Here is a 22857-nt window from a genome sequence, read left to right on the forward strand (position 1 = left end):
GTAACCCCCAGCCGAAGGATTTCCATGTTCAAGCACTCCGCCCGGCGCTGGCTCGCCGGGATCGGCCTCGCCGGCGCGCTCGTCGCCACCGCCGCTCCCGCCTCGGCGGCCGAGACCGACATCACGCTCGACGTCTACTTCGACAACGTCACCCTCGCCGCCGGCTCCGCCGGCAAGGCCAGGTCGGCGACCGTCTCCGTCTCGGCGCCGGTCACCCTGCACGAGCTGACCATCCAGTACGACTTCAGCGACCTCGCCGGTAAGGTCGATGTCTCCTCGGAGTACGGAGACAGCGACTGCACCACGCCGGAATCCCATGTGTTGCGCTGTGTCAACCCCTTGCCCGACACCATTGAGGACACCCGAGGCGCCTACCGAGCGTCTCTCGTGCCCACCGCCGACGCCGCGAACGGCGACGAGGGGGTGCTGAAGGTCAGCTTCAGCGCCCAGGGCTTCTCCCCCGTCACCCACGACGCGACAGTACGCATCGGCGCCGGAGTCGATCTCGTCGCCGGAGCAGAGCACGAGTTCTCCGTCGCACCCGGCGAGACGTTCACGGAACCGCTGACAGTCAGCAACGCTGGCGAGGTCACTGCCAACGGGGCGGTCGCGTTTTTTGACCACGACTACGGGATCCGGGCCGACCAGCGCTACAGCAACTGCAACTACGACGGCGACCACCTGCTCTTCTGCCGCTTCGACGAAAAACTGACGCCAGGGGCCAGCTACAGCGCCCCCCTCACCCACAAGCTCGGGTCGGACACCTACGCGCCGAGCTTCGTACACGGCAATGTCTACTGGCAAACGCCGGCCGAGTTCGAGGCCTACGAGGCGCGTCTGCACCGCCTGGGTATCTCCCTGGGAGAGCCCGGCACCGGTGGGAAGCTCACGCTGACCGAGCAGAACCGCATCCAGTCGGCTCGCGGGGCGCAGGCCGATCCCGACCCGTCGAACAACTGGTCCTACCTGGATATTTCTGCCACCGGCAGCAACGGCACCGACCTGGAGGCGATCGGCACCGAGGTCTCCGGGGAGAAAGCCGCCGAGGTCCAGGCGAGCATCGGCTTCCGCAACAACGGTCCGGCCACCCTTGACTATACTCGGCCCGGCTCGTCCGTGACCTACCTCAACGTCGACGTCCCGCAGGGCACCACGGCGGTCAAGGTGCCCGATCTCTGCTCGCCCTTGCTCGGTGACGAGTTTGGTGACCGGGGTGAAGCGGGGGCAGCGAATTACCGCTGCTACGTCTCCTCCTTCAGCAAGGTCGGTGAGCAGCAGACGTTCGACTTCACCCTCCGGATCGACGAGGTCATCGCGGACGCTGCCGGCGCGGTGAAGGTCAACGTGCCCTGCCGCTGCGAGGGCGGCTTCTACGACGATCTCCAGCCGGCCAACGACGAGGCCGCGATCCTGGTCAACGCGACCGGCGACACCGGGGGCGGGGGCGGCGGTGCCGACCCGAGCCTGCCGATCACCGGTGACTCCACCCTGCGGGTGGCGGGTCTCGGCGGCCTGCTGCTCGCCATCGGCGCGGCCGGCTTCCTGGTCGCCCGCCGTCGACGGAACAGTTTCGTCGCCTGATCTTTTCAACGGCACCGTGCTGCCCCGTCAACCTGCCCGGTTGGCGGGGCAGCACGCATAGGAGGGCGATTCTGGTCGGCTGAGGTCCGCGTCGGTGGCCCGCGCGGGGGCTGATCCTCGGCCAATGAACCCCGACCAGCGGTGTGGGTGCAGCTCTGACGTCAGGCACCGGACGGACCGTGCTGCCACCTAGACTACGGACATTCCCGTCGCCGCTGGCGACGTCCACCGCCCGGCAGCCCACGGAGGTCACCGCGTGCCGACGCCCACCACTACCCTGGCTCTCGGGCCGGACTGGCTCGATCCCGAGGTGCTGATCTCGACCTTCGGCCTGCTCGGCATCCTGGTGATCGTCTTTGCCGAGTCGGGGCTACTGATCGGCTTCTTCCTGCCCGGTGACTCGCTGCTGTTCACCGCCGGCCTGCTCACCGCCGACGGGAAGTACATCACCTGGCCGCTCTGGCTGGTCTGCCTGCTCATCACACTGTCGGCCATCGCCGGTGACCAGGTGGGGTACGCCTTCGGGCGCAAGGTCGGGCCGGCGCTGTTCCGGCGGCCCAACTCGAAACTGTTCAAGCAGGAAAACCTGCTGAAGTCACACGACTTCTTCGAGAAGTACGGGGCCCGCTCGGTGGTACTGGCCCGCTTCGTACCGATCGTCCGGACGTTCACCCCGATCGTGGCGGGAGTCAGCCGGATGAACTACCGCACGTTCGTCATCTACAACGTGATCGGCGCGATCCTCTGGGGTACCGGCGTGACAGTGCTCGGCTACTTCCTCGGCCAGGTCCCGTTCGTGAAGGCGAACATCGAGCTGATCCTGATCGCGATCGTGGTTCTCTCGGTGGTCCCGATCGTGGTCGAGTTGCTGCGAGCCCGTCTGGCGGCGAGGCGCGGCACCACCGCAGCAGAGCGGGCCGCGGCCGAGGAGGCGATCCGGGAAACCCGGGAACACTACGGCAAGCACTGACCCGGCCGGGGCGCGGCGACACCGAGTGGCCGTGCCCCGATACACCGGGGTGCCCGCGCCCACAGCCGAGTCGGGCTGACGGCGCGCCGTCAGCCCGCCGGCCGCAACCCGCGAAACCGGACGTCCGACGCCACCCCGGTCGGAGGGCGTCGGACGAGCGGTACGGTCAGCGCGCCTTCTTGCCGGCGCGCTTACGCGGCGGCGTCAGGAGGTCGGCGATGGTCGCGATCGCGGTCGGCACCAGCCGGTAGTACGCCCAGACCCCACGCTTCTCCCGCTCCAGCAGGCCAGCCTCGGTGAGGATGCGCAGGTGATGGCTGACCGTCGGCTGGGAGAGGCCGAGGGGCGCGGTGAGATCACACACGCACGCTTCGCCCTCGGGGGCCGACTGGATCAGGCTCAGCAGTCGCAGTCGAGCGGGGTCAGCAAGGGCCTTGAGGACCCCGGCCAGCCGCTCCGCGTCTGCTCGTTCGATCGGCTCGCCGGCAAGCGGCGAGATCTGAGGCATTGTCATTTCCGCCAACGCAGTTCCCACGTATTCCATCCTTCCACCAGCAGCATTGACTCGCCTGCATATCGGCGAATCCAAATCGGCAGACTTTTACGCCACAAGGCCGAGGTCAGCCAACGTATAGGCCGCCCGGTACGGCAGTCCGGCGGCTCGCACCGCGGCGCCGGCACCTCGATCAACAATAACCGCTACCCCCACCACCTCGGCCCCGGCCTCACGCAGGGCCTCGACCGCGGTCAACACGCTCTGGCCCGTGGTGGAAGTGTCTTCCACCGCGAGCACCCGGCGCCCGGCCACGTCGGGCCCCTCGATCCGGCGTTGCAGCCCGTGCGCCTTGCCCGCCTTACGGACGACGAAGGCATCCAGCGGACGGTCGGTACCAGCGGTGGCGTGCAGCATCGACAGCGCGATCGGGTCGGCGCCGAGGGTGAGCCCACCCACCGCGTCGTACGCCCAGTCGGCAGTCAACTCCCGCAGCACCCGGCCCACCAACGGTGCGGCCTCGTGATGCAGCGTTACGCGCCGCAGGTCCACATACCAGTCCGCCGCACGCCCCGAGGAGAGCACCACCCGACCATGGACCACTGCCAGGTCGGTGATGAATTTACGCAGGTCGTCGTGGTCCCCCATGGCGAAGAGGGTACTGCTCGATGCTGGGAGCTGTGTGTCGGGGCGGCCTAGGTCAACCCTGCGGGCGATGTGACAGCGGGCGATGCGCCAACACGCTCCGCAACCGGAACGGTCGTCGGCACCGTCGATGACCGTTCCGGGCAATCACTGTTCCGCGCGGCCAACCTGCCCCCGGGCGTCCTGCGAGAAGGCTTTCACCAGCCGCCGCGGGGCGTGCCGCATCGCCGCCACGAGCAGCTTGTACTTCCACACCGGGACGCTGACCAACTTACCTTTTCGCAGGTCACGCAGGGATTCAGCGACGACGTCCTCCGCCGACAGCCACATCCACCCCGGCATCTTCGACCGGTCAATGCCGGCCCGGTCGTGGAACTCGGTGCGGGTGTAGCCCGGGCAGAGGGCCATCACCTGAACACCGAACTCCCGCACCGACAGACCGACCGACTCGCTGAAGCTGGTCACCCACGCCTTGCTCGCCGGATACGTCGAACCGGGCATGACCGGCGCGAACCCCGAGACCGAAGAGACATTAATCACTGCCCCACTCCGCCGCTCGGCCATCGGCTGGACGGCGGCGAGGGTGAGCCGCATCACCGCGTGCACGTTGAGCCGGAGCAGACGCGCCTCATCCTCCGGCGTCGACCGCAGGAACGGCGCGTTGAGGCTGATCCCCGCATTGTTGACCAGCAACTCGACCGGGGAACCCGTGGTGAGCCGGCGCTCCACCGCCGCGCATCCGTCGTCGGTGGACAGATCGGCGGAGATCGTCTCGACCTCTCGGCCGTGCTGGGAGGTCAGCTCGGCGGCGACCTCCCCCAGCCGGGCTGCGTCCCGGGCAACCAGCACCAGGTGCCAGCCCGCCGCGGCCAGTTGACGCGCGAACTCCGCGCCGATGCCAGCCGTCGCACCGGTGATCAAGGCGCATCGCTCGCTGGTCGACTGGTCACTCGGCACGAGCGTCTCACCTCGGGGGATGCGGGGGCGGGTACGGCCCATGTGGAGAGGGCATGGGTCGGCGGAACCAGCCGGCGGCCGGCGGCAAGGCCAGCAACATCGCTACCCCAAGGTAACCGAGGACCTGCCCAACCGAAAGACCTGCGCCGAGCGGGATCCACCAGCCCGGGTACGCCTCGGATAGCTGGGCGAGGAGCTCGATGGTGGAGCGATCCTCGTCGCTCGGCTGCATGGGGAAGGCCCGCATCCCGCCCAGACCGGTGAGCCCGCAGCAGCCGGCGACCACCCCCAGGCCGGCGACCACCCAGGTCGCTACCCGCGCACCGGAACGGCCAGTGCGCACCAGCCCGGCGAGCGCGGCCAAGACCACCCCGGCGAGCAGGCTGACCACCGCACCGGCCACTGTCCAGACGGTGACCAGCGCGACCACCGCATTGACCTCGTCCGACGAGGCCGCGCTTCCCGCCGCCGCCAACCGGAAGGCGTCGACCGTACTGAACAGGACGAACAGGCCGGCAACGGCGTACGCGACAGCGACCACCGCCATCAGCGCCAGCAGCACGACAGCCGCGGTCACCGCAGCGGGGCGGCGGGCCGGTTCGGGGTACGACACGACTGATCCCTCCGGTAGGCGTCGGGTTGCACGCTATCCGGAGGGATCAGTCGTGTCGCGTTCTCCGGCGGGAAGGCCGCCGGCGGCTGGCGGCTAGCCGTGCCCGCCGGAGTGCCCCCCGCCACTCGAGTCGGGCGAACCCGAGTTCCCCGAGCTCCAGTCGCCGCCCGAAGAGCCGGACCGGCCCGACGAGCCCGCACTCGGATCGGCCTGCGGATAGCCCGGCTGGCCCGAGGAGCCCGCACTCGGATCGGCCTGCGGATAGCCCGGCTGGCCCGGGGTCGTGGGGTATGCCGGCCCGCCCGGGGCCATGGGATAGGCGGCACCGGGGACCGGGGGCTCCCACTGCTGCTGCGGCTTGCGGAAGAACTCGTTCGACTTCGGCAGCGCCAGCAGGATCAGGGCCACCAACAGGGCGATGATGCCGAGGATCGCGGTCAGCATCAGCACCGGTTCGTGCCAGGACGGCACGGCTTCCTCCAGCCGACGGTTGATTTCCTCCTGGCTGACCACATCATCGGAGGCCTCTCCCCCCATGGCGCTGCCCGCCGCGGAAAAGGTCAGGCCAACACCGTTGCAGCAGAGCGCGATTCCCCCGACGACCCAGGTGATGATCCGAGCCGTGTTCATTCCCCGGTTGTTCAGCAGGGCGAGAACGACCAGCCCCGCCGCAAAGAGCAGGCTGACCAGACTCATCGCGACAACCATGAACACCACGACGCCCTCGACGCCCTCGGCGTCGGTGCCCGCGTAGGCATCCCGGTAGATCTCCTGGTACGTGCCCAGGGTGGTGAGCGCGATGACCGTGTCAATCAGTGCCAGGACGGCATAGAAGATAAGCAGATAACTGGAAATGGTGACGATGCCCGGACGCACCCGTACGGGCTGCTGCGGATTTACCACGATTCTCCTTCCCTCATTCGCGCCCACACCGTACGGCCTCGGGCCAACAACGACGGTACGTGGATCTCAGTGAGGTGATCTCAGCAACGCATGAGGTTTGATTGGTGTGTGACACGGGCGAAGGCGGCGAGTCGGGCGGTAGTAGAAACAGGCGTGTAGCCATCGATAGACACGTCCTTGCGACAGAAACACATCTTTGCGGGCTCCACGTGATTGCCTATCGTGCCATGGTTGACGTCCCGAGGGAACTCGTGCGGCACCTCGCGCGTCTGCTGTACGCACAGGGACAGGCCTGCGGTACCCGCCCTGGCACCCGGGCGTTGACCTGCTACCACCAGGCGCTGATGATGCTCGTCCGGTTCCGCGGGGCCGAGGACTTGACCCTGCTCGCCGCCGGCTTCGGCATCTCCAGGGCGACTGCCCACCGCTACCGCGACGAAGGCATCATGGTCCTCGCCACCCAGGCCCGCGACCTGCACACCGCTCTGCGTCGGGCCGCGGCCTACGGCTGGTCCCACGTGATCCCCGACGCCCGACGCGGCTTCAGTACCCGCGCCATTCGGCACGCGCGTATTCGAGCACTCGGGGTTGCAACAGCGTGGACGCCGGCACGTTGACCCGGCGCCGGTCCGGCGGGAAGACCTCGGCGGCGGCCAGCGTCGCCGCATCCAGAAAACGCAGCGCTGGCGCGTCTCTCGGCAGGGTCAGCATTGGCGGGAGCTCATCGGCCGCGGCGAGCAGGAAGCCCCAGTCACCGAAGGAAGGAATGTCCACATGATACGGCGTGGTCGCGAATCCGGCCTCCTGCAGCGACGCCTCAATGGACCAATACGACCGGGGCGCGAAGTACGGAGAACCGGCCTGCACCACCAGTCGGCCCTCGGCGGCCAGCGCGTTGCGGACCAACGTGTAGAACTCCACGGAGTAGAGCTTCGCGGTAGCCGTCTCGTCCGGGTCGGGCAAGTCGGCAATCACCACGTCAAACTGCTCGGTGGTGGAGCGCAGCCACCCGAACGCGTCGGCATGGAGAACCCGTACTCGGGGGTCGTCGAGCGAACCGCCGTTGAGCTGCCGCAGCCGCGACTCGGTGCGGGCCAACGCCACCACCGCCGAATCCAGGTCAACCACGGTGATCCGATCGACATCCGGGTAGCGCAGCAGTTCCCGAACCGCGAGCCCATCTCCGGCGCCGAGCACGAGCACCTCACCACGCGCACCAGCGAGCGCGGGATGCACCAGCGCCTCATGGTATCGATATTCGTCGACCGAGCTGAACTGGAGATCCCCGTTGAGGAAGAGGCGCAGGTCGGTCCCGCCCCCGGGCTCGGCGACCGACCGGGTGAGGACGATCTCCTGGTAGCGGCTGCGCTCCGCATGCACCACCGGATCGCGATAGAGCTGCTGACGGGCGGTCACCTCGAAGTCATGGGCGGTCAGCCACGCGTACCCGAGGCAGACGGCGACCAGCACGGAGCCGGCGGTCAGTGCCGTTCGCGCTCGGCCGCTGAGCTCCCGCCGAAAGACGGTGAAGACCAACGCCAGGCCGGCGACGGCGTTCACCGCGCCGACCACCAGCGCGCCCTTGAGCTGGCCGAAGAGCGGCAGCAGCAGGAACGGGAAGGCCAGGCCGCCGAGGAGGGCGCCAACATAGTCGGCGGCGAACAGGTCCGCTACCGCACTGCCGGCCGCCTGCTGGCGGATCCGTTGCAGCAGCACCATCAGCAGTGGGATCTCCGCGCCGATCAACAGTCCGAGGACGAAGGCGGTGCCGACCAGCGCCGGCATATACAGGTTCAGCCAGGCAAACGCCGCGTAGAGGCCGAGTACCGACAGGCCACCGAGCAGCGCCAGGGCCAGCTCGATCGCGGCGAAAGCGGCGGCGGCCCGCGACTGCAACGGCTTCGCGGCGAGGGCTCCCACACCCATCGCGAAGACCATGACCCCAAGCACGATCGACGCCTGCCCGACCGTGTCACCGATCAGGTAGCTGCCGAGCGCGACCAGGGCCAGCTCGTAGACGAGGCCGCAGGCCGCACAGACGAACACCGCGGCCAGCACGGCGGCGCGAGCCTGCCGCCACCGGAGCGGCGCGTCCACCGTCACGCCCGCTCCACCGTCCGCGCCGCGGCCGTGCCCTCGCCACGCCCGTCCGCACCCGCCGCCTCGCCGCGCCGCCGACGCCACTGAACCAGGCCGACCGCGACCAGCAGCACGCCGATCAGCATCATCCCGGTGGCCCCGATCAGCCAGCCGGAACGTTCCCGCCACAGGTCGCTGCCGGCTGCCGGCGGCGGGCTCGGCGCCGCGACGGGCGCGCTGGTGACCAACGGCTCCGGACTGGCCACCCCACGTTCGACGACAAGGAGTGGAAGACTCACCGCGGCCCGCGTCACCGCCCAGCCGGGCTCCTGGAGGAAGGCCGCTTCATCGAGGCCGAACCGGGACAAGCCAGCCGCCAGACCGAGGAGGTGGTCGTAGGTGAATTCGGACGACCCCTCGACCGCCACCGCGGCGAAGTCCTCGACCTCGCTGCTCTCCGGGGTGTATTCGACGGTCGCGGCGACCCGCAGCCAACGGGGGCACTGCGGGTGGCCCACCACCGAGATGCCGGCACCGAGGTTCGATCCGGCGCTGACAATCTCCCCGTCCCACTGCTCGAGCTCCCAGCCGTAGCAGATGTCCTGCTGCTCGGCGGCGTCGCGCAGCAGGGCCACCGTGTCGTTCTGTTCGGTGGCGGTGGGCGGCGGTACGACCAAGCTGTTCTCCTCGGTCAGGGCGACGGCGGCGACCGCAGTGGCGAGGACAACCGCCACGGCGATGCCACCCCACACCCTCCCGCTCTGCCCGGCGGCTGCTCGCGGCTGCGCTCCCGGGGCCATCAGCTGATTGCGGCGGCGATGATCGCGCCGGCAGCGAGGTGGATGGCGGCGGTCACCCACACCGCGGGGTGCGGCTCCGGGTCAACGAGGATCTCGCCGAGCCGCCCGGGGGTGGCGAGATCCAGCAGCAGGAACGCGGCTGCCATGACGACCAGGCCCAGGAACCCGTAGGACGCCGCCCCGATCAGGCCGACGAGGAAGTCGTCCTCGCTGGCGACGATCGCGGCAACCACGATGGTGCCGACGCTGAGCAGGTTCGAGGTGAGCAGGAGCGCGGCGTTGCGGTTGCGTTCGTTCCAGATCAGCTGATTGAGCCGGCCCGGGGTGGCCAGGTCAACCAGACCGTAGCCGACGCCCATGAGAGCGATCCCGACCACTCCGTAGGCGAGGGTGAGCAGCAGGTCAGTGACGAGGGTCTGCAACACAGGGGCGCTCCAGGGTTGGTTCGGTCGGTAGAGGTGCTATTTGCCACTGCCCGGGCCACCACCCCGGACGGTGTTGCCCCGACCCCAGCCCCAGTGACTTCCGACCTGAGAGTGGTAGCGCGGATATGCGGTGGTGAGCCGTTCCAGGAGGATCAGTGAGCCCGCGGCGACCGGCCGGATCACCACCGAGTCTGTGTCGTAGCGCAGGTAGACGCCGGTGCTGTCGATGTACTGGTCCGCCGGCTGCCAGGCGTCGGTGAGCTCCCGGGCCACCTGGCTCGGCTGTTGGGTCGAGCTGTAGGCCAGCGCCTCGCTACCGAGGTCGTGCGCGGCCGCCCGCTGGTAGTGGTCCTCGACGAAGCCGCGCGGGGAGAAACTGCCGGATCTGATGGCGATGGTCACGACCAACACGCCGAGGAGGGCGAACGCCGTCCCCACCACAAACCAGCGCCGGTACGTCACCGCGGAGTCACCACCGTTTCGGTCAGGACCAGTTCCCTGGTCTGCGGGTACGCGTGCCAGGTACGCCAGCCGAGGGCGCCGCCCGACCGGCCCGGACGCACCGCCATCGCGGTCACCGCGTCACCGTCGCCGGGGAAGACACCGACCAGGGCGTACGGGTCATCCGCCAGGTCGGCGCGGAGCGCCGCCACCCGTTCCCGCAGGCCCTCATCGCCCGGGCGCAGCACGGTGGCGGTGAACCGGTAGCCGGTGGACTCGTCGTGGGCCCGGGCGGGCAGGTCGGGGCAGCGGCCGGGCAGGCACGCCACCGTCTCGGTCAGCGCGGTGCCCGGGGCGCGCAGCACCACCTGGTGTGAGGCGCCGAGCAGGCACAGCCGCACCTGGGCCACACCGGGCAGGTCGACCTGGAGTGCGTGCAGCGCGGGGCGCGGGGCGTCGTCGAGCGCCAGGCTGAGGTCGGCGGCGCAGGTGTCGACGTAGGGGGCGACCAGGGTGACGAGCACTCAGGCCACCTCGTCCCGCGGATAGATCATCACCTCGGAGCGGTGCAGCTGCTCACCCCGGGCCACCTCCCAGCCCGCCTCGCCGTACGCCTCGAACGACAGCCGCTCCCCACCGGATGCCTGATAGTCGTGGTAGCGCAGGGTGCCACTCGGGTCGAGCGTGGTGGTGCCGACCGCGGTGTAGCGGGCCTGGCCGGACTCGTTCCAGCGGTAGCGGCGGCCGGCGAAGTCGATGGTCGGGGCCCCCGGAGTGATCGTTGTGCCGGGTTCGGCCGCCCAGAGCACGAGTTCCAGCTCTGGATCCTCCTCAACGGACAGCCAGCGCCGAGTGCCGTCCGTGTCGTCGAGCAGGTGTTCCGTCCAGCTCCACGCACCTTCCACCAGCCGGACGGAGCCGCGCACCGCGTATGTCACGCCACCGGGGACCTCGACGAGGTCCCCGGGCTTGAGACGCCGCGGGTCACCCCGAAGGGCATCCGCGTCGCGATCGCGCAGCGGGTCTTCGACGACCGGCGCACCGGGTGGACGGCCACTGGCCCGGCGCTGGGCCCACGCGACGGCCACCATCCCGGCCGCCACCGCCAGGCAGCCCACCGTTGCCAGCAGATATGTCACCGACCCGTCCACCGGCCACCTCCCCAGGTATGTCGATCGGTGACGATAACAACCCGGTGCACCTCGGCGGAGTTGGCAAACACCCGCACCCGCGCGACGAAGGGTGCCTAGGCGGCGGTCACGGTGAGCGCGTCCCTGCCGTCTGTCAGGCCCACCCGGACGGTGTCACCGTCGCGGACCTGGCCGGCCAGCAGGGCCTTCGCCAGCTGGTCCCCGATGGCGGTCTGCACCAGGCGACGCAGTGGGCGGGCACCGTAGATCGGGTCGTAGCCGTGCTCGGCGAGCCACTCCCGGGCCGGCTCGGTGATCTCCAGGCCCAACCGGCGGTCGGCGAGCCGGCGGCGCATCTGGTTGAGCTGGATGTCCACGATGGCCCGAAGCTGCTCGCCCCGGAGTGCGGCGAAGACCACGGTGTCGTCGAGGCGGTTGAGGAACTCCGGCTTGAAGTGCGACCGGACCACCGCCAGGACGCCCTCGCGGCGCTGCTCCTCCGCCACGGTGAGGTCACCCACCACCGACGAGCCGAGGTTGGAGGTGAGGATCAGAATGGCGTTGCGGAAGTCCACCGTCCGGCCCTGGCCGTCGGTGAGCCGGCCGTCGTCGAGCACCTGGAGGAGGAGATCGAAGACGTCCGGGTGGGCCTTCTCCACCTCGTCGAGCAGGATCACCGAGTACGGCCGACGACGTACCGCCTCGGTGAGCTGGCCGCCCTCCTCGTACCCGACGTAGCCGGGTGGGGCACCGACGAGGCGGGCGACGGAGTGCTTCTCGCCGTACTCGCTCATGTCGATTCGCACCATCGCCCGCTCGTCGTCGAAGAGGAACCCCGCGAGCGCCTTGGCCAACTCGGTCTTGCCGACACCGGTCGGGCCGAGGAAGAGGAAGCTGCCGGTCGGGCGGTCCGGGTCCGCGATGCCGGCGCGGGCCCGCCGGACCGCGTCGGCGACGGCGCCCACCGCGCGGGCCTGCCCGACCACCTGCTCCCCCAGCGACTCCTCCATCCGCAGCAGCTTCGCCGTCTCGCCCTCGAGGAGACGGCCGGCGGGAATGCCGGTCCAGGAGGCGACCACGGCAGCGATGTCATCCGCGCCGACCTCCTCCTTGAGCATCGCGCCGTCCGCCTGGAGCCGGGCCAGCTCCTCCGCTGCCTGGGTCAGGTCGGCCTTGAGTGCCGGGATACGGCCGTACCGCAGCTCGGCGGCGCGCTCGAGCTCGCCGTCGCGCTCGGCTCGCTCGGCCTCCCCGCTGAGCCGCTCCAGGTCCTCTTTGGCCGTCGAGAGTCGGGTGATGTGCCGCTTTTCGGTCTGCCAGCGCTCGGAAAGGGCAGTGAGCTGCTCCCGGCTGTCGGCCAGTTCCTTGCACAGCCGCTCCAGCCGCTCGACGGAGGCGGCATCCGCCTCCTTCGCCAGCGCCATCTCCTCGATCTCGAGCCGGCGCACCGCCCGTTCGATCTCGTCCACCTCGACCGGCCGCGAGTCGATCTCCATCCGGAGCCGGGACGCGGACTCGTCGACCAGGTCGATGGCCTTGTCCGGCAGGAACCGGTCGGTGATGTAACGGTCGGAGAGGGTGGCCGCGGCGACCAGCGCACCGTCGGTGATCCGCACTCCGTGGTGTACCTCGTACCGCTCCTTGAGACCCCGGAGGATGCCGACGGTGTCGGCAATGGTCGGCTCGCCGACCAGCACCGGCTGGAAGCGGCGTTCCAGGGCCGGGTCGGATTCGATGTGCTCGCGGTACTCATCCAGGGTGGTCGCGCCGACCATCCGCAGCTCGCCCCGGGCCAGCATGGGCTTGAGCATGTTGCCGGCGTCCATCGATCCCTCGCCCTTACCGGCACCGACGACGGTGTGCAGTTCGTCCAGGAAGGTGATGACCTGGCCATCCGAATTCTTGATCTCCTCAAGGACGGACTTCAGCCGTTCCTCGAACTGACCCCGGTACGACGCACCGGCGACCATCGCGCCGAGGTCCAGGGAGACCAGCTTCTTGTCCCGTAGCGACTCGGGGACGTCACCGGCGACGATCCGCTGGGCCAGGCCCTCGACGATCGCGGTCTTGCCGACGCCCGGCTCGCCGATCAGGACCGGGTTGTTCTTCGTCCGTCGGGACAGCACCTGAATCACCCGGCGAATCTCGGTGTCCCGGCCGATCACCGGGTCGATCCGGCCGTCCCGGGCGCTGGTGGTCAGGTCAACGCCGTACTTCGCGAGGGCCTGGTAGGTCTGCTCCGGGTCGGCGCTGGTGACCCGACGGTCCCCGCCCCGCACGGTCGGGAACGAGGCCACCAGGGCCTCCTCGGTGGCCCCGGCGGTCCGGAGCGCCGCCGACACCGCGCCACCGACCCGGGCCAGGCCAGCGAGGAGATGCTCGGTCGAGGTGTACTCGTCGCCGAGCGGACGGGCGATCTGTTCGGCGGCGCCGATGGCGTTCACGAACTCCCGGGCCAGGGTCGGTTCGACGACGCTGGACCCACGCGCGACGGGCAGCGCAGCTACCGCCTTCTGGGCGGCGCTGCGCAGGTCGTCGGGGTCGGCTCCGGTGGCACGCAGCAGGCCGACCGCGGTTGATCCCGCGGTGTCCAGCAGGGACAGCAGCAGGTGCCAGGGCTCGACAGTGGCGTGCCCGCGCTGACCGGCGAGGGTGACGGCGCCAGTGATGGTCTCGCGGCTCTTCGTGGTGAGGCGTTCGGTGTTCATGGGCTCCCCCGGGGGTCGGCGTGTCCACTGGTATGGACACTGCCAAAGTTGAGCCCGTTCCGCTCAACTTTGACAGTGTGAAGTAGGTCACTAGTTTGATACCCCACTGATGCTGGCCCGCATCCCGCTCGATCATCTCGACCCGGCGCGCACGGTAGCCTTGACGACGTGCGAGTACGTGTCGAACAGACTGCCCTTCCGGGGATCGGTGTCCGCCACGATCTGATGACGGAGTCCGGACAGCGACTCGGGGTGGTTTCCCACCGCAATGGCCGGCGAGACCTCGTTCTCTACGACCCGGACGATCCCGACGCCTGCCAGGCCGACATTCCACTGACCGACGACGAGGCCGAGGCGCTCGCCGACATCCTCGGCGCGTCGCTGCTGCTCGGCCAGCTCTCCGGGCTGCGGGAGCAGGCCGCCGGGCTGCTGACCGAGCAGGTCGCCATCCCCGCGGCCTCGGCGTACGTGGGCCGCAAACTCGGCGACACGAAGGCGCGCACCCGCACCGGCGCCTCGATCGTGGCGGTGCTCCGCCACGGCGAGGTGATCGTCTCCCCAGAACCCTCATTCCGGTTCGCGGCCGGTGACGTCGTAGTGGTGGTCGGGACTCGACAGGGCCTCGACGGGGTGACCGCCATTCTCGCCGACGGCGACCCGGACGGCTGAGGCGGATGCACGACACCACCACACTGCTCATCGAAGTCGGTGCGCTGCTGTTCCTACTCGGACTCCTCGGCCGACTCAGCCGACGGATCGGGCTCTCCCCCATCCCCCTCTACCTGCTCGCCGGGCTCCTCTTCGGGCACGGTGGAGTTTTTGGGTTCAAGGCCAGCGAGGAGTTCTTCGCGATCGGCGCCGAAATCGGCGTGATCCTCCTGCTGGTCATGCTTGGCCTGGAATACTCCGCCAGCGAGTTGGTCGGCAACCTCCGTGCCGCGGCGCCGGCCGGGCTGATCGACGGGCTGCTCAACGCGTTGCCCGGCGCCGCCTTCGCACTGCTGCTCGGCTGGGACTGGGTAGCTGCGATCGTGCTCGCCGGAATCACCTGGATCTCCTCCTCCGGCGTGGTCGCGAAGGTCCTCAGCGACCTGGGGCGGCTCGGCAACCGGGAGACCCCGGTGGTGTTGTCGGTGCTGGTCATCGAAGACCTCGCGATGGCCTTCTACCTGCCACTGCTCACCGCCGTCCTGGCCGGGGCCGGGCTGGTCGCCGGGGGCGCCGCGCTCGCCGTCGCGGTCGCCACGGTGCTGATCGTGCTGGTGGTCGCGATCCGATATGGCCGGACCATCTCGAACGTGATGTCGGCCCGCGATCCGGAGGCGCTACTCCTGGGCGTGCTCGGCCTGACCCTGCTGGTCGCCGGGGTGGCCGCGAAGCTCCAGGTCTCGGCCGCGGTCGGCGCGTTCCTGGTGGGCATCGCGATCTCCGGACCGGTCGCGCACCACGCCACCGAACTCCTGACGCCGCTGCGGGACCTCTTCGCCGCGGTGTTCTTCCTCTTCTTCGGGCTGGTCACCGACCCGCGCGACATCCCGCCGGTGCTGCTGCCGGCGCTCGCGCTGGCGGTGGTGACGATGGCCACGAAGACGCTCACCGGATATCTCGCCGCCCGACGGGCCGGCATTGCCGAGCCGGGCCGCTGGCGCACCGGGTTCACCCTGGTACCGCGCGGAGAGTTCTCCATCGTCATCGCCGGGCTGGCGGTGGCGGCCGGAAGTGTCGATCCGCAACTGGCCGCGCTCGCCACGGCGTACGTGTTGATCACCGTGGTGGTCGGACCGACGCTCGCCCGGGTACCCGACCTCGACTGGTTCAAGAGTTGGCTGCGGCAACGCGCCGCAAAGCAGCAGGCCCAGCCGGTGCCCGTCGGGGACTGATCCGCCCGCCGGTGGCCTGCCCGGCGCGGGCCACCGGCGGGCGGGCTCGGCCCGTCGGAGCACGAATCCGCCCCGGCGAGGACTACCGCCCCCGAGTTGCTCGCGTTACCGTTGCCGCCCAACAGCGGGAGGGGTACGGGGCCATCGCCCAGGTCGAGAGCGGAGGGTTGGCCGGTGAGCGGGCAGGATTCGACGTTCCACGGCTTCACGAACCCGGTTGACCCGTCACCGGCGGAGCTACGGGCCTGGGCCTACCATCCCGACTCGGTGCCGCTGACCGCCATGCCGCAGGACTGGGACCTCCTGGTCGCCGGCAACGGGCTGGTAGCCACCCTCTTCGACCTGGCGATGGATCCGGCCTGTCCGGCCCGTCGCTTCGCGCTGCACTGTCTCTACATCTATGCCGCGGACGGGATCCGAACGAGGTTTCGGGCCCATCCGAAGCGGCGGTTCTGGAAGCTGGTGGAGCGGGCCGAACGAGAGGGGGACGAGCCGATGCGGACGTGGGCGCAGAACAGTCGGATCCTGCTGGCCCAACCGGACGTCTTCGTCTACCGCGACTGGTGCGAGGGGGGACTGGTCCGGGAGAACCGCCGCCTCCCCTGACTGGATGGGCCGGGACCCCCCGTGGGTCCCGGCCCGTCCATCGGCCGACCGGCTCGGTCAGCGACGCCGATGCTGGTCCGCGGGGTGCCCCTGGTCAGTGCCGGAGTCACCCGAATCCGCGAACCGTCCTTCCCTGATCCGGTCGCTGAACCTTCCCTCAGTGAGCTCGTCGAACCGCTTTCGGACCGCCTCGGCCACCTGCTCGAGGTTGTCCTCCGCCTGCTGGGCGAGACTCTTGGCTGATTCCGCCATGCCCCCTCCCAGCGGAGTCCGATTTATATGCATTTGAAGCTGATCCTGAGATTAGCTGACCCCGCCGCCCCGCGGGGCCGAACCCCGAATCTGGCGCGGGCTCACCGCTCCGGGTTCCGGCGGGGACGCCAGACCACCAACGCGGTGGAGGTGCGGGTGGCGGGCACCAGGTCGCTGCCGGGGAAGCGGGCTACCGCCTCCAACTCGGCGATCCGGCGGTACGCGGACTCCAGCTCCACCTCCAGCCGGGCCACCCGCTGCTGCGCCTGCTCCAACAGCCGCTCCAACCCGATGATCCGTTTCACCCCGGCCAGGTTGATGCCGTCGTCCTGGCTGAGCCGCTGCACCTCGCGGAGCAGCACCACATCCCGGACGCTGTACCGACGACCGCCCCCGGCCGCCCGGCCGGGCTGCACCAGACCGAGCCGGTCGTACTGGCGCAGCGTCTGTGGGTGCATGCCCGCCATCCGGGCAGCCACCGAGATCATCAGTACCTTGGCCTCGTAGGCAGGGTCGTCCGCACCGACGAAGTTGTCCGCCATCCCCGCTCACCTCCGCGTGCACTCCACCGAGCCCGCCGCCCGGTCAGCTCCCCCGACGCACCCGCGCGTCGAGATGTTCCCGAGCAGCCGGCGGGGTCTGGGCGACGAACGTCTCCAACGCCACCCGCGCCTCCTCCGACAGCTTCGCTGGCACCACCACCTCAAGGGTGACCAACAAATCGCCGGCCCGTCCATCGGCACGGACCACCCCCTTGCCCCGGGCCCGGAGGACACGTCCGCTCGGCGTACCCGGAGGCACCCGGAGCGTTACCGCGCCGTCGAAGGTGGGTACCCGGAGATCGGTGCCGAGTACCGCCTCCGCAAAGGTGATCGGCACCGTCAGCGTCAGGTCCTCGCCGGCTCGTCCGAACAGGTCGTCCGGACTCACCTTGACCTGAATGAACAGGTCACCGGCGGGCCCGCCCCGCGCCCCGGGCTCACCCCGCCCCGCCAGCCGGATCCGCTGACCGTCGGCCACCCCGGCCGGGAACCGAACGTTCAACGTCCGGTTCTTGGTGACGCCACCGGTGCCCTGGCACTCCGGGCACTTCTCGTCCACCACCGTGCCGACGCCCTGGCAGTCGGTACAGGGCTCAGAGAAGCTGAACGACCCCTGATTACGGGTGGTCACGCCGGCCCCGCGACAGGTCGGACAGGCCCGCGGCTGCGTACCCGGCTTCGCCCCGTCGCCGCGACAGGTGTCACACACTCCCGGCGTCCGCAACGTCAGCGGCAGGGTCACCCCGCGAATCGCGTCGTCGAAGTCGAGCGCGACCTCGGTCTCCACGTCCCGTCCCCGCGCCGGGCCCCGCGCTGCGGCGCCACCCCCACCCGGAAAGAGCGAACCGAACAGGTCCTGAAATCCGGACCCGCTGAACCGCCGGTCACCACCGGCCGCGCCACCGAACAGGTCGCCGACATCGAACGGCACCCCGCCGGGCTGGCCCGCTCCACGGGCGTTACGCCGAAACGCGCCCGAGCCGAACAACGAACGCATCTCGTCGTACTGACGACGCTTCGCGTCGTCGCCGAGCACCGTGTACGCCTCGGAGGCCGCCTTGAACCGCTCCTCGGCCGACGCGTCGCCAGGATTGCGATCCGGGTGCGACTCGCGCGCCAGTTTCCGGTACGCCTTCTTGATATCCTCAGCGGAGGCGGCCTTGCCCACTCCAAGGGCGGCGTAGTAGTCCTTCTCGATCCAGTCCTTGGAACTCACCGGTCCGCCCCCTTCCGTCGAGTGATCGTCCCGCCCGCCCCTGTCGGGCGGGCGGGACGATCATGCCGTCGTGTCACCCATTCACTCCGGGTCGGCGACTCCGACCAACGCCGGCCGTAGCAACCGCTCCCCCACCAGGTAGCCCCGTCGCATGACCTGTACGCAGGTCGGCTCCGTGACCTCGGTCGAGGTCTGGTGCGTCACCGCCTCGTGCTGGGTCGGGTCGAACGGGTCGCCCTCGGCACCGAACGGGGTCAGCCCGAACTTGCCGAGCGCGGTGGTGAGCTGCTCCGCCACCGATCCGAACGGTCCCACCAGGTCGCCGTGCTCACGAGCCCGGTCCAGGTCGTCGAGGATCGGCAGGAGCGCGGCGAGCACCGAGCCGGTGGCCTGCTCGGTGACGAGCGCCCGGTCTCGGTCGACCCGCTTGCGGTAGTTGGCGTACTCCGCGGTCACCCGCTGGAGGTCCCGAGTCCGCTCGTCCAGGTCGGCCCGCAACGCCTCCAGCTCCGCGCCGAGTGAGGTCGCCGTGGCGGCGTCAACCGGCTCGGCCGGCGCATCCACCACCGGCGGGCTGGCGGATGCCCCCTCGGTGGTCTCGGCCTGGATCTCGTCAACCACGACATCCGCCTCCTCAACCAGCCCTGCTGCCGGGACGTCCGACCCGGCGTCGGCGGCGGCCGCGCCGGTGCTCGCCGGATCCGAGCCGGCACCGGCCGCGTCCGAGGCGGTGTTCGCCGTGTCCGAGGTGGATTCCGCGTCGGCAGCATCCGAGCCGGAACCCGCGGCATCGCTGATCTTGCGATTGTCACGGATCACGACCCGCGGCTCCGCACCGGCCTCGCCGGCGGAGGCGGAGCCACCCGGCACCGACCCGGTGGCGTCCGGGTCGGTGGCTCGTGGCTTGTCCGTCATGCGGCTACCTCATCCCTGTACGTGGAGTCCGTGTCCGGGAACGGTCACTTCTTGCCCTTGTCCTCGTCCACGATCTCCGCGTCGACCACGTCATCCGGGCCGCCGGCCTGCGCGCCCGCCTGGTCGCCGGCCGCACCGGCCTGTTCACCCTGCTGCTGGGTGTAGAGCTGGGAACCGGCCTGCTGGGAAACCTGGGCAAGCTGCGCGTGCGCAGACTTGATCTTCTCGATGTCCTGACCGCCGAGGGCGCTGCGCAGCTCGCCAAGCGCCTCGTTGATCTGGTCCCGGGACTCGGTGGGCAGCTTGTCGCCGCTCTCGGCGAGGAACTTCTCGGTCTGCCACTGCAGCGCCTCGGCCACGTTGCGGGTCTCCGCCTCCTCCCGCCGCTGCTTGTCCTCCTCGGCGTGCTCCTCGGCGTCCCGACGCATCCGCTCGATGTCCTCCTTCGGCAGCGAGGAGCCAGCGGTGACCGTCATCTTCTGTTCCTTGCCGGTGCCGGTGTCCTTCGCGTGGACGTTCACGATGCCGTTGGCGTCGATGTCGAAGGTGACCTCGATCTGCGGCATGCCACGCGGCGCCGGCGGCAGGCCGGTCAGCTCGAAGGTGCCGAGCTTCTTGTTGTAGGCGGCGATCTCCCGCTCGCCCTGGAAGACCTGGATCAGCACGGACGGCTGGTTGTCGTCAGCCGTGGTGAAGACCTCGGAGCGCTTGGTCGGGATGGTGGTGTTGCGCTCGATCAGCTTGGTGAAGATGCCCCCCTTGGTCTCGATACCGAGACTCAGCGGAGTCACGTCGAGCAGCAGGACGTCCTTGACCTCGCCCTTGAGCACACCGGCCTGCAGGGCGGCACCGACGGCCACGACCTCGTCCGGGTTCACGCCCTTGTTCGGGTCCCGGCCGGTGAGCTGCTTGACCAGCTCGGTCACGGCCGGCATCCGGGTCGAGCCGCCGACCAGGATGACGTGTTCGACGTCGGCGACCTTGATCCCGGCGTCCTTGACGGCCTGCTCGAACGGGCCCTTGCAGCGGTCCAGCAGGTCCTGCGTCATCCGCTGGAACTCGGCGCGGGTGATCGTCACGTCGAGGTGCAGCGGGCCGGCGGCGCCAGCGGTGATGTACGGCAGGTTGATGTTGCTGGTGGCGGCGGCGGACAGCTCGATCTTGGCCTTCTCCGCCGCCTCCTTGAGGCGCTGCATCGCCATCTTGTCCTGGGCCAGGTCGATGCCGTGCTCACCGTTGAAGGTCTTGACCAGGTGGTCGATGATCCGCTGGTCCCAGTCGTCCCCGCCGAGGAGGTTGTCGCCGCTGGTCGACTTGACCTCGATGACGCCCTCGGCCAGCTCCAGCAGCGACACGTCGAAGGTGCCGCCACCGAGGTCGAAGACCAGGACGGTCTGCTCCTTGGAGCCCTTGTCCAGCCCGTAGGCCAGGGCGGCCGCGGTCGGCTCGTTGACGATCCGCAGCACGTTGAAGCCGGCGATCTCACCGGCCTCCTTGGTGGCCTGCCGCTGGCCGTCGTTGAAGTAGGCCGGAACGGTGATCACCGCGTCGGTGATCTGCTCGCCCAGGTACGCCTCGGCGTCCCGCTTGAGCTTCATCAGCGTCCGGGCCGAGATCTCCTGCGGCGTGTACTTCTTGTCGTCGATGTCGACGAACCAGCCGGTGCCGATCTCCCGCTTGACCGACCGGATCGTCCGGTCCGGGTTGGTCACCGCCTGCCGCTTGGCGACCTCACCGACGAGCACCTCGCCGTTTCGGGCGAAGGCGACGATCGACGGGGTCGTCCGCGAGCCCTCGGCGTTGGCGATCACGGTGGGCTCACCGCCCTCCAGGACGCTGACGCAGGAGTTCGTCGTGCCGAGGTCGATGCCGACCGCACGTGCCATCTTCGCTTCCTCGCTTCGTTCGATTGAGCCGTTGACGGGCGCCGCCGCAGCGCGCCCCAGACAAGTTGAGTGGGCTGGACTCAATATTGCCATGTCGCCGACGATCGTCAAGTCGGGGTTGAGCGTACCTGACGCAAGTCACCTTTCGTCGCCGTACGGTCGCCCGACCTGTCGCCCCGGCGCCGCCCCCTCGACGGCCGCCGCACGGGGTGGTTGACGGCATCTTCCCGGGCGAGCACAACAACCCGTCGGAGGGTGGTGGGACGCCCGGCCGCTTCCGGTGCCACGGCGGGCGGACCGCAGCGTAGGGTCGGTGGATGGGAACTGCGCAGACCCCCTACGACGCGGTGCTTCATGCGGCCCGAGACGTGGCCCAGCTCGACAACGCACTGGACGCCGAGCGGCTCGGCGCGGCGCTGCTGGGCAGCGTCTATGCGGTCGCCGAGGCCCGCCGGGACGACGCCGTCCGCGCCTTCGTCGGCGACTTCCTCGCCGCCACCTCCCGCCGCCGGGCCGCGGCGGCCACCACCATCCGCTCGGTCTTCGCCGCGTTGGTGCCGGACGCGGCCGGGGCCGACCGGGTCCGGCCGGGCGCCGCCGCACCCGCCTGGTCAGGGCAGCTCGGCCGGGTCCACCTCACCGGCTGCTGGGCGTACGGGGACGTCTTCGGCGACCAGACCTCTTACCTGGCGACCTTCGCCTACGACGACCCGGCGGGCGGACCGGAACACGCCCTGGTGGCACTCGTGGACCACAACATCGGCATCACCAAGGACATCTTCGTCGGTGGCCCGCCGGCCCGGGTCCTCGACCAGATCCGCCAGATGTGCGCCGAGGACGAGCTGACCTGGTTCCGGGACGAGACACCAGCCGCCATGCACACCGAGGTGAGCCGGCACCTGGCCATCACCGACAAGCTCAGCGAGCTGCCCGGAGAAGGGTCCCTCGCCACCGACCGCGCCTTGGTCGGAGCCCGGCTCGCGTTGTTGCCGACCAGCCGGGCGGCAGCAACACCGCAGCCGATGGATCCGCTCACCGCGGCGGAGCGGACGGACCTGATCCGGCGCTTCCTCGCCGCACCGGAGGCCACCCAGTTCGGGCTGGACTCCCTCGACGACGATCAGCTGGCCTCCCTGCACTTCTGCCTCGGGCTGCTGCTGGATCACACCGCCACCTTCACCGACCCCGACCCGCTGCGGTGGAGCCCGACGGTCGCCGGGCTGTTCCTGCTGGACTGGGTGCACCGGCGGGCCGTACTGGACATGGACGACGCGGCGCTGCTACCCCGGGTACTGCGGGGTTGGGCGGCGTATGCGGGCCGTAAGCGGGGGCTGTCGGCATCGGCGACGGCCCGCACCAACATCGCTATTGATGAGATGGTGCCGGAATTCGCCCGCCTCTACAGCACCGGCGAGCGGCGCAGCCCGGCGACCGCGGCGGTCGCCCAGTTGCTCGCGGACGGCGTCAACCCGGACGACCCGGCCGCACTCGACGCCTGGATCGAGGCGAACCGACACCATCTCACCGACGAAGGATCCTGAACTCCGCCCATAGCACTAACGAAGGACCCGCAGCGCACCGGCCCTCACTGGACGTTTGCTTCATCTTCGGGCCGGTAATGGCCGATTCGCGCCTCGACCTCGGTAGCGCGAGATGCCCGACCCGACCTAGAAAGAAAACATATCGGTGGACATAGGCCTACCCGGTTTCAGCGGATATCGCCCCGGGATCGTGTCTGGTTCACTTTCATCCCGCACCGACGGAGTAGGGAAAGAGTGTATAACTTCGTATAGCATACATTATACGAAGTTATCG

The 22857-nt window shown here is 69.7% G+C and carries 24 protein-coding genes; 7 read left to right on the forward strand and 17 right to left on the reverse strand.

Annotation, left to right across the window (positions count from 1 at the left end):
* The first annotated feature begins 24 nt into the window (after window positions 1-24).
* Together SALPAC6_RS0118320 and SALPAC6_RS0118325 are read left to right on the forward strand one after the other, a co-directional pair.
* On the forward strand, window positions 25-1581 hold the full coding sequence (locus SALPAC6_RS0118320; RefSeq protein WP_018254814.1) for an LPXTG cell wall anchor domain-containing protein: 1557 nt from the start codon (window positions 25-27) through the stop codon (window positions 1579-1581).
* A 256-nt stretch (window positions 1582-1837) separates the two neighbouring features.
* Window positions 1838-2551, forward strand: coding sequence for a DedA family protein (locus SALPAC6_RS0118325; protein WP_018254815.1), 714 nt, complete (start codon window positions 1838-1840; stop codon window positions 2549-2551).
* Between the two features lie 166 nt (window positions 2552-2717).
* Here the strand turns inward: SALPAC6_RS0118325 and SALPAC6_RS0118330 are convergent, their stop codons facing one another.
* From SALPAC6_RS0118330 to SALPAC6_RS0118350, 5 genes are all read right to left on the reverse strand, one after another.
* Window positions 2718-3095, reverse strand: coding sequence for an ArsR/SmtB family transcription factor (locus SALPAC6_RS0118330; RefSeq protein WP_025618262.1), 378 nt, complete (start codon window positions 3093-3095; stop codon window positions 2718-2720).
* Window positions 3096-3152: 57 nt separating this feature from the next.
* Entirely contained in the window at window positions 3153-3692 is a 540-nt protein-coding gene (gene pyrE / locus SALPAC6_RS0118335) for an orotate phosphoribosyltransferase (protein ID WP_018217902.1), read from the reverse strand.
* A gap of 144 nt (window positions 3693-3836) precedes the next feature.
* Window positions 3837-4646 (reverse strand): SDR family NAD(P)-dependent oxidoreductase, encoded by an 810-nt coding sequence (locus SALPAC6_RS0118340; RefSeq protein ID WP_018254817.1) that lies wholly within the window; start codon window positions 4644-4646, stop codon window positions 3837-3839.
* Between the two features lie 7 nt (window positions 4647-4653).
* Complete coding sequence (locus SALPAC6_RS0118345) at window positions 4654-5259, reverse strand: hypothetical protein (protein ID WP_018254818.1); 606 nt, start codon at window positions 5257-5259, stop codon at window positions 4654-4656.
* A 93-nt stretch (window positions 5260-5352) separates the two neighbouring features.
* Window positions 5353-6135: a hypothetical protein gene (locus SALPAC6_RS0118350; protein WP_018254819.1), complete on the reverse strand. Its 783-nt coding sequence runs from the start codon at window positions 6133-6135 to the stop codon at window positions 5353-5355.
* 254 nt (window positions 6136-6389) lie between these two features.
* Between SALPAC6_RS0118350 and SALPAC6_RS26270 the strand changes: the two genes are divergently transcribed.
* Window positions 6390-6779: a transposase family protein gene (locus SALPAC6_RS26270; protein ID WP_033774471.1), complete on the forward strand. Its 390-nt coding sequence runs from the start codon at window positions 6390-6392 to the stop codon at window positions 6777-6779.
* Here the strand turns inward: SALPAC6_RS26270 and SALPAC6_RS0118360 are convergent.
* The 7 genes from SALPAC6_RS0118360 to clpB all read right to left on the reverse strand — a co-directional run bounded on the left by SALPAC6_RS0118360 (window position 6706) and on the right by clpB (window position 13745).
* Window positions 6706-8265, reverse strand: a complete 1560-nt coding sequence (locus SALPAC6_RS0118360; protein ID WP_020493602.1) for a polyamine aminopropyltransferase — start codon at window positions 8263-8265, stop codon at window positions 6706-6708. The genes SALPAC6_RS26270 and SALPAC6_RS0118360 overlap by 74 nt on opposite strands.
* Entirely contained in the window at window positions 8262-8993 is a 732-nt protein-coding gene (locus SALPAC6_RS0118365) for a hypothetical protein (RefSeq protein ID WP_018254821.1), read from the reverse strand. The genes SALPAC6_RS0118360 and SALPAC6_RS0118365 overlap by 4 nt, the downstream gene beginning before the upstream one ends.
* 47 nt (window positions 8994-9040) lie before the next feature.
* Window positions 9041-9463 carry a DUF350 domain-containing protein gene (locus tag SALPAC6_RS0118370; protein WP_080636164.1) on the reverse strand — a complete coding sequence of 141 codons (423 nt, stop codon included), beginning with the start codon at window positions 9461-9463 and terminating at the stop codon, window positions 9041-9043.
* A 39-nt stretch (window positions 9464-9502) separates the two neighbouring features.
* Window positions 9503-9928 (reverse strand): DUF4247 domain-containing protein, encoded by a 426-nt coding sequence (locus SALPAC6_RS0118375; RefSeq protein WP_018254823.1) that lies wholly within the window; start codon window positions 9926-9928, stop codon window positions 9503-9505.
* Entirely contained in the window at window positions 9925-10431 is a 507-nt protein-coding gene (locus SALPAC6_RS0118380; protein ID WP_018254824.1) for a DUF2617 family protein, read from the reverse strand. The genes SALPAC6_RS0118375 and SALPAC6_RS0118380 overlap by 4 nt, the downstream gene beginning before the upstream one ends.
* The gene (locus SALPAC6_RS0118385) at window positions 10432-11058 is read right to left on the reverse strand and encodes a DUF4178 domain-containing protein (protein WP_018254825.1); all 627 of its coding nucleotides are present in this window, start codon (window positions 11056-11058) and stop codon (window positions 10432-10434) included.
* 95 nt (window positions 11059-11153) lie between these two features.
* A complete protein-coding gene (gene clpB, locus SALPAC6_RS0118390; protein ID WP_018254826.1) occupies window positions 11154-13745 on the reverse strand; it encodes an ATP-dependent chaperone ClpB in 2592 nt (863 codons plus the stop codon).
* 168 nt (window positions 13746-13913) lie between these two features.
* Here clpB and SALPAC6_RS0118395 point away from each other — a divergent pair, with 168 nt between their 5' ends.
* From SALPAC6_RS0118395 to SALPAC6_RS0118405, 3 genes are all read left to right on the forward strand, one after another.
* Window positions 13914-14414 carry a cation:proton antiporter regulatory subunit gene (locus SALPAC6_RS0118395; RefSeq protein WP_018254827.1) on the forward strand — a complete coding sequence of 167 codons (501 nt, stop codon included), beginning with the start codon at window positions 13914-13916 and terminating at the stop codon, window positions 14412-14414.
* 5 nt (window positions 14415-14419) lie between these two features.
* A complete protein-coding gene (locus SALPAC6_RS0118400) occupies window positions 14420-15625 on the forward strand; it encodes a cation:proton antiporter (RefSeq protein WP_018254828.1) in 1206 nt (401 codons plus the stop codon).
* Window positions 15626-15799: 174 nt separating this feature from the next.
* Entirely contained in the window at window positions 15800-16231 is a 432-nt protein-coding gene (locus tag SALPAC6_RS0118405; protein WP_018254829.1) for a hypothetical protein, read from the forward strand.
* 57 nt (window positions 16232-16288) lie between these two features.
* On the opposite strand, the gene SALPAC6_RS0118410 is transcribed toward SALPAC6_RS0118405, so the two are convergent.
* The 5 genes from SALPAC6_RS0118410 to dnaK all read right to left on the reverse strand — a co-directional run bounded on the left by SALPAC6_RS0118410 (window position 16289) and on the right by dnaK (window position 21042).
* Entirely contained in the window at window positions 16289-16483 is a 195-nt protein-coding gene (locus SALPAC6_RS0118410) for a hypothetical protein (RefSeq protein ID WP_018254830.1), read from the reverse strand.
* A 101-nt stretch (window positions 16484-16584) separates the two neighbouring features.
* Window positions 16585-17025 carry a heat shock protein transcriptional repressor HspR gene (locus SALPAC6_RS0118415; protein WP_018254831.1) on the reverse strand — a complete coding sequence of 147 codons (441 nt, stop codon included), beginning with the start codon at window positions 17023-17025 and terminating at the stop codon, window positions 16585-16587.
* A gap of 43 nt (window positions 17026-17068) precedes the next feature.
* On the reverse strand, window positions 17069-18241 hold the full coding sequence (gene dnaJ / locus SALPAC6_RS0118420; protein WP_018254832.1) for a molecular chaperone DnaJ: 1173 nt from the start codon (window positions 18239-18241) through the stop codon (window positions 17069-17071).
* A gap of 81 nt (window positions 18242-18322) precedes the next feature.
* Window positions 18323-19156, reverse strand: a complete 834-nt coding sequence (locus SALPAC6_RS0118425; RefSeq protein WP_018254833.1) for a nucleotide exchange factor GrpE — start codon at window positions 19154-19156, stop codon at window positions 18323-18325.
* A gap of 44 nt (window positions 19157-19200) precedes the next feature.
* A complete protein-coding gene (gene dnaK / locus SALPAC6_RS0118430) occupies window positions 19201-21042 on the reverse strand; it encodes a molecular chaperone DnaK (protein WP_018254834.1) in 1842 nt (613 codons plus the stop codon).
* Between the two features lie 317 nt (window positions 21043-21359).
* On the opposite strand from dnaK, the gene SALPAC6_RS0118435 reads away from it, so the two are divergent.
* The gene (locus tag SALPAC6_RS0118435) at window positions 21360-22583 is read left to right on the forward strand and encodes a hypothetical protein (protein ID WP_018254835.1); all 1224 of its coding nucleotides are present in this window, start codon (window positions 21360-21362) and stop codon (window positions 22581-22583) included.
* Window positions 22584-22857: the final 274 nt, after the last annotated feature.

The sequence above is a fragment of the Salinispora mooreana genome (assembly GCF_000379065.1).
In the GTDB taxonomy this organism is placed as follows: Bacteria; Actinomycetota; Actinomycetes; order Mycobacteriales; family Micromonosporaceae; genus Micromonospora; species Micromonospora mooreana.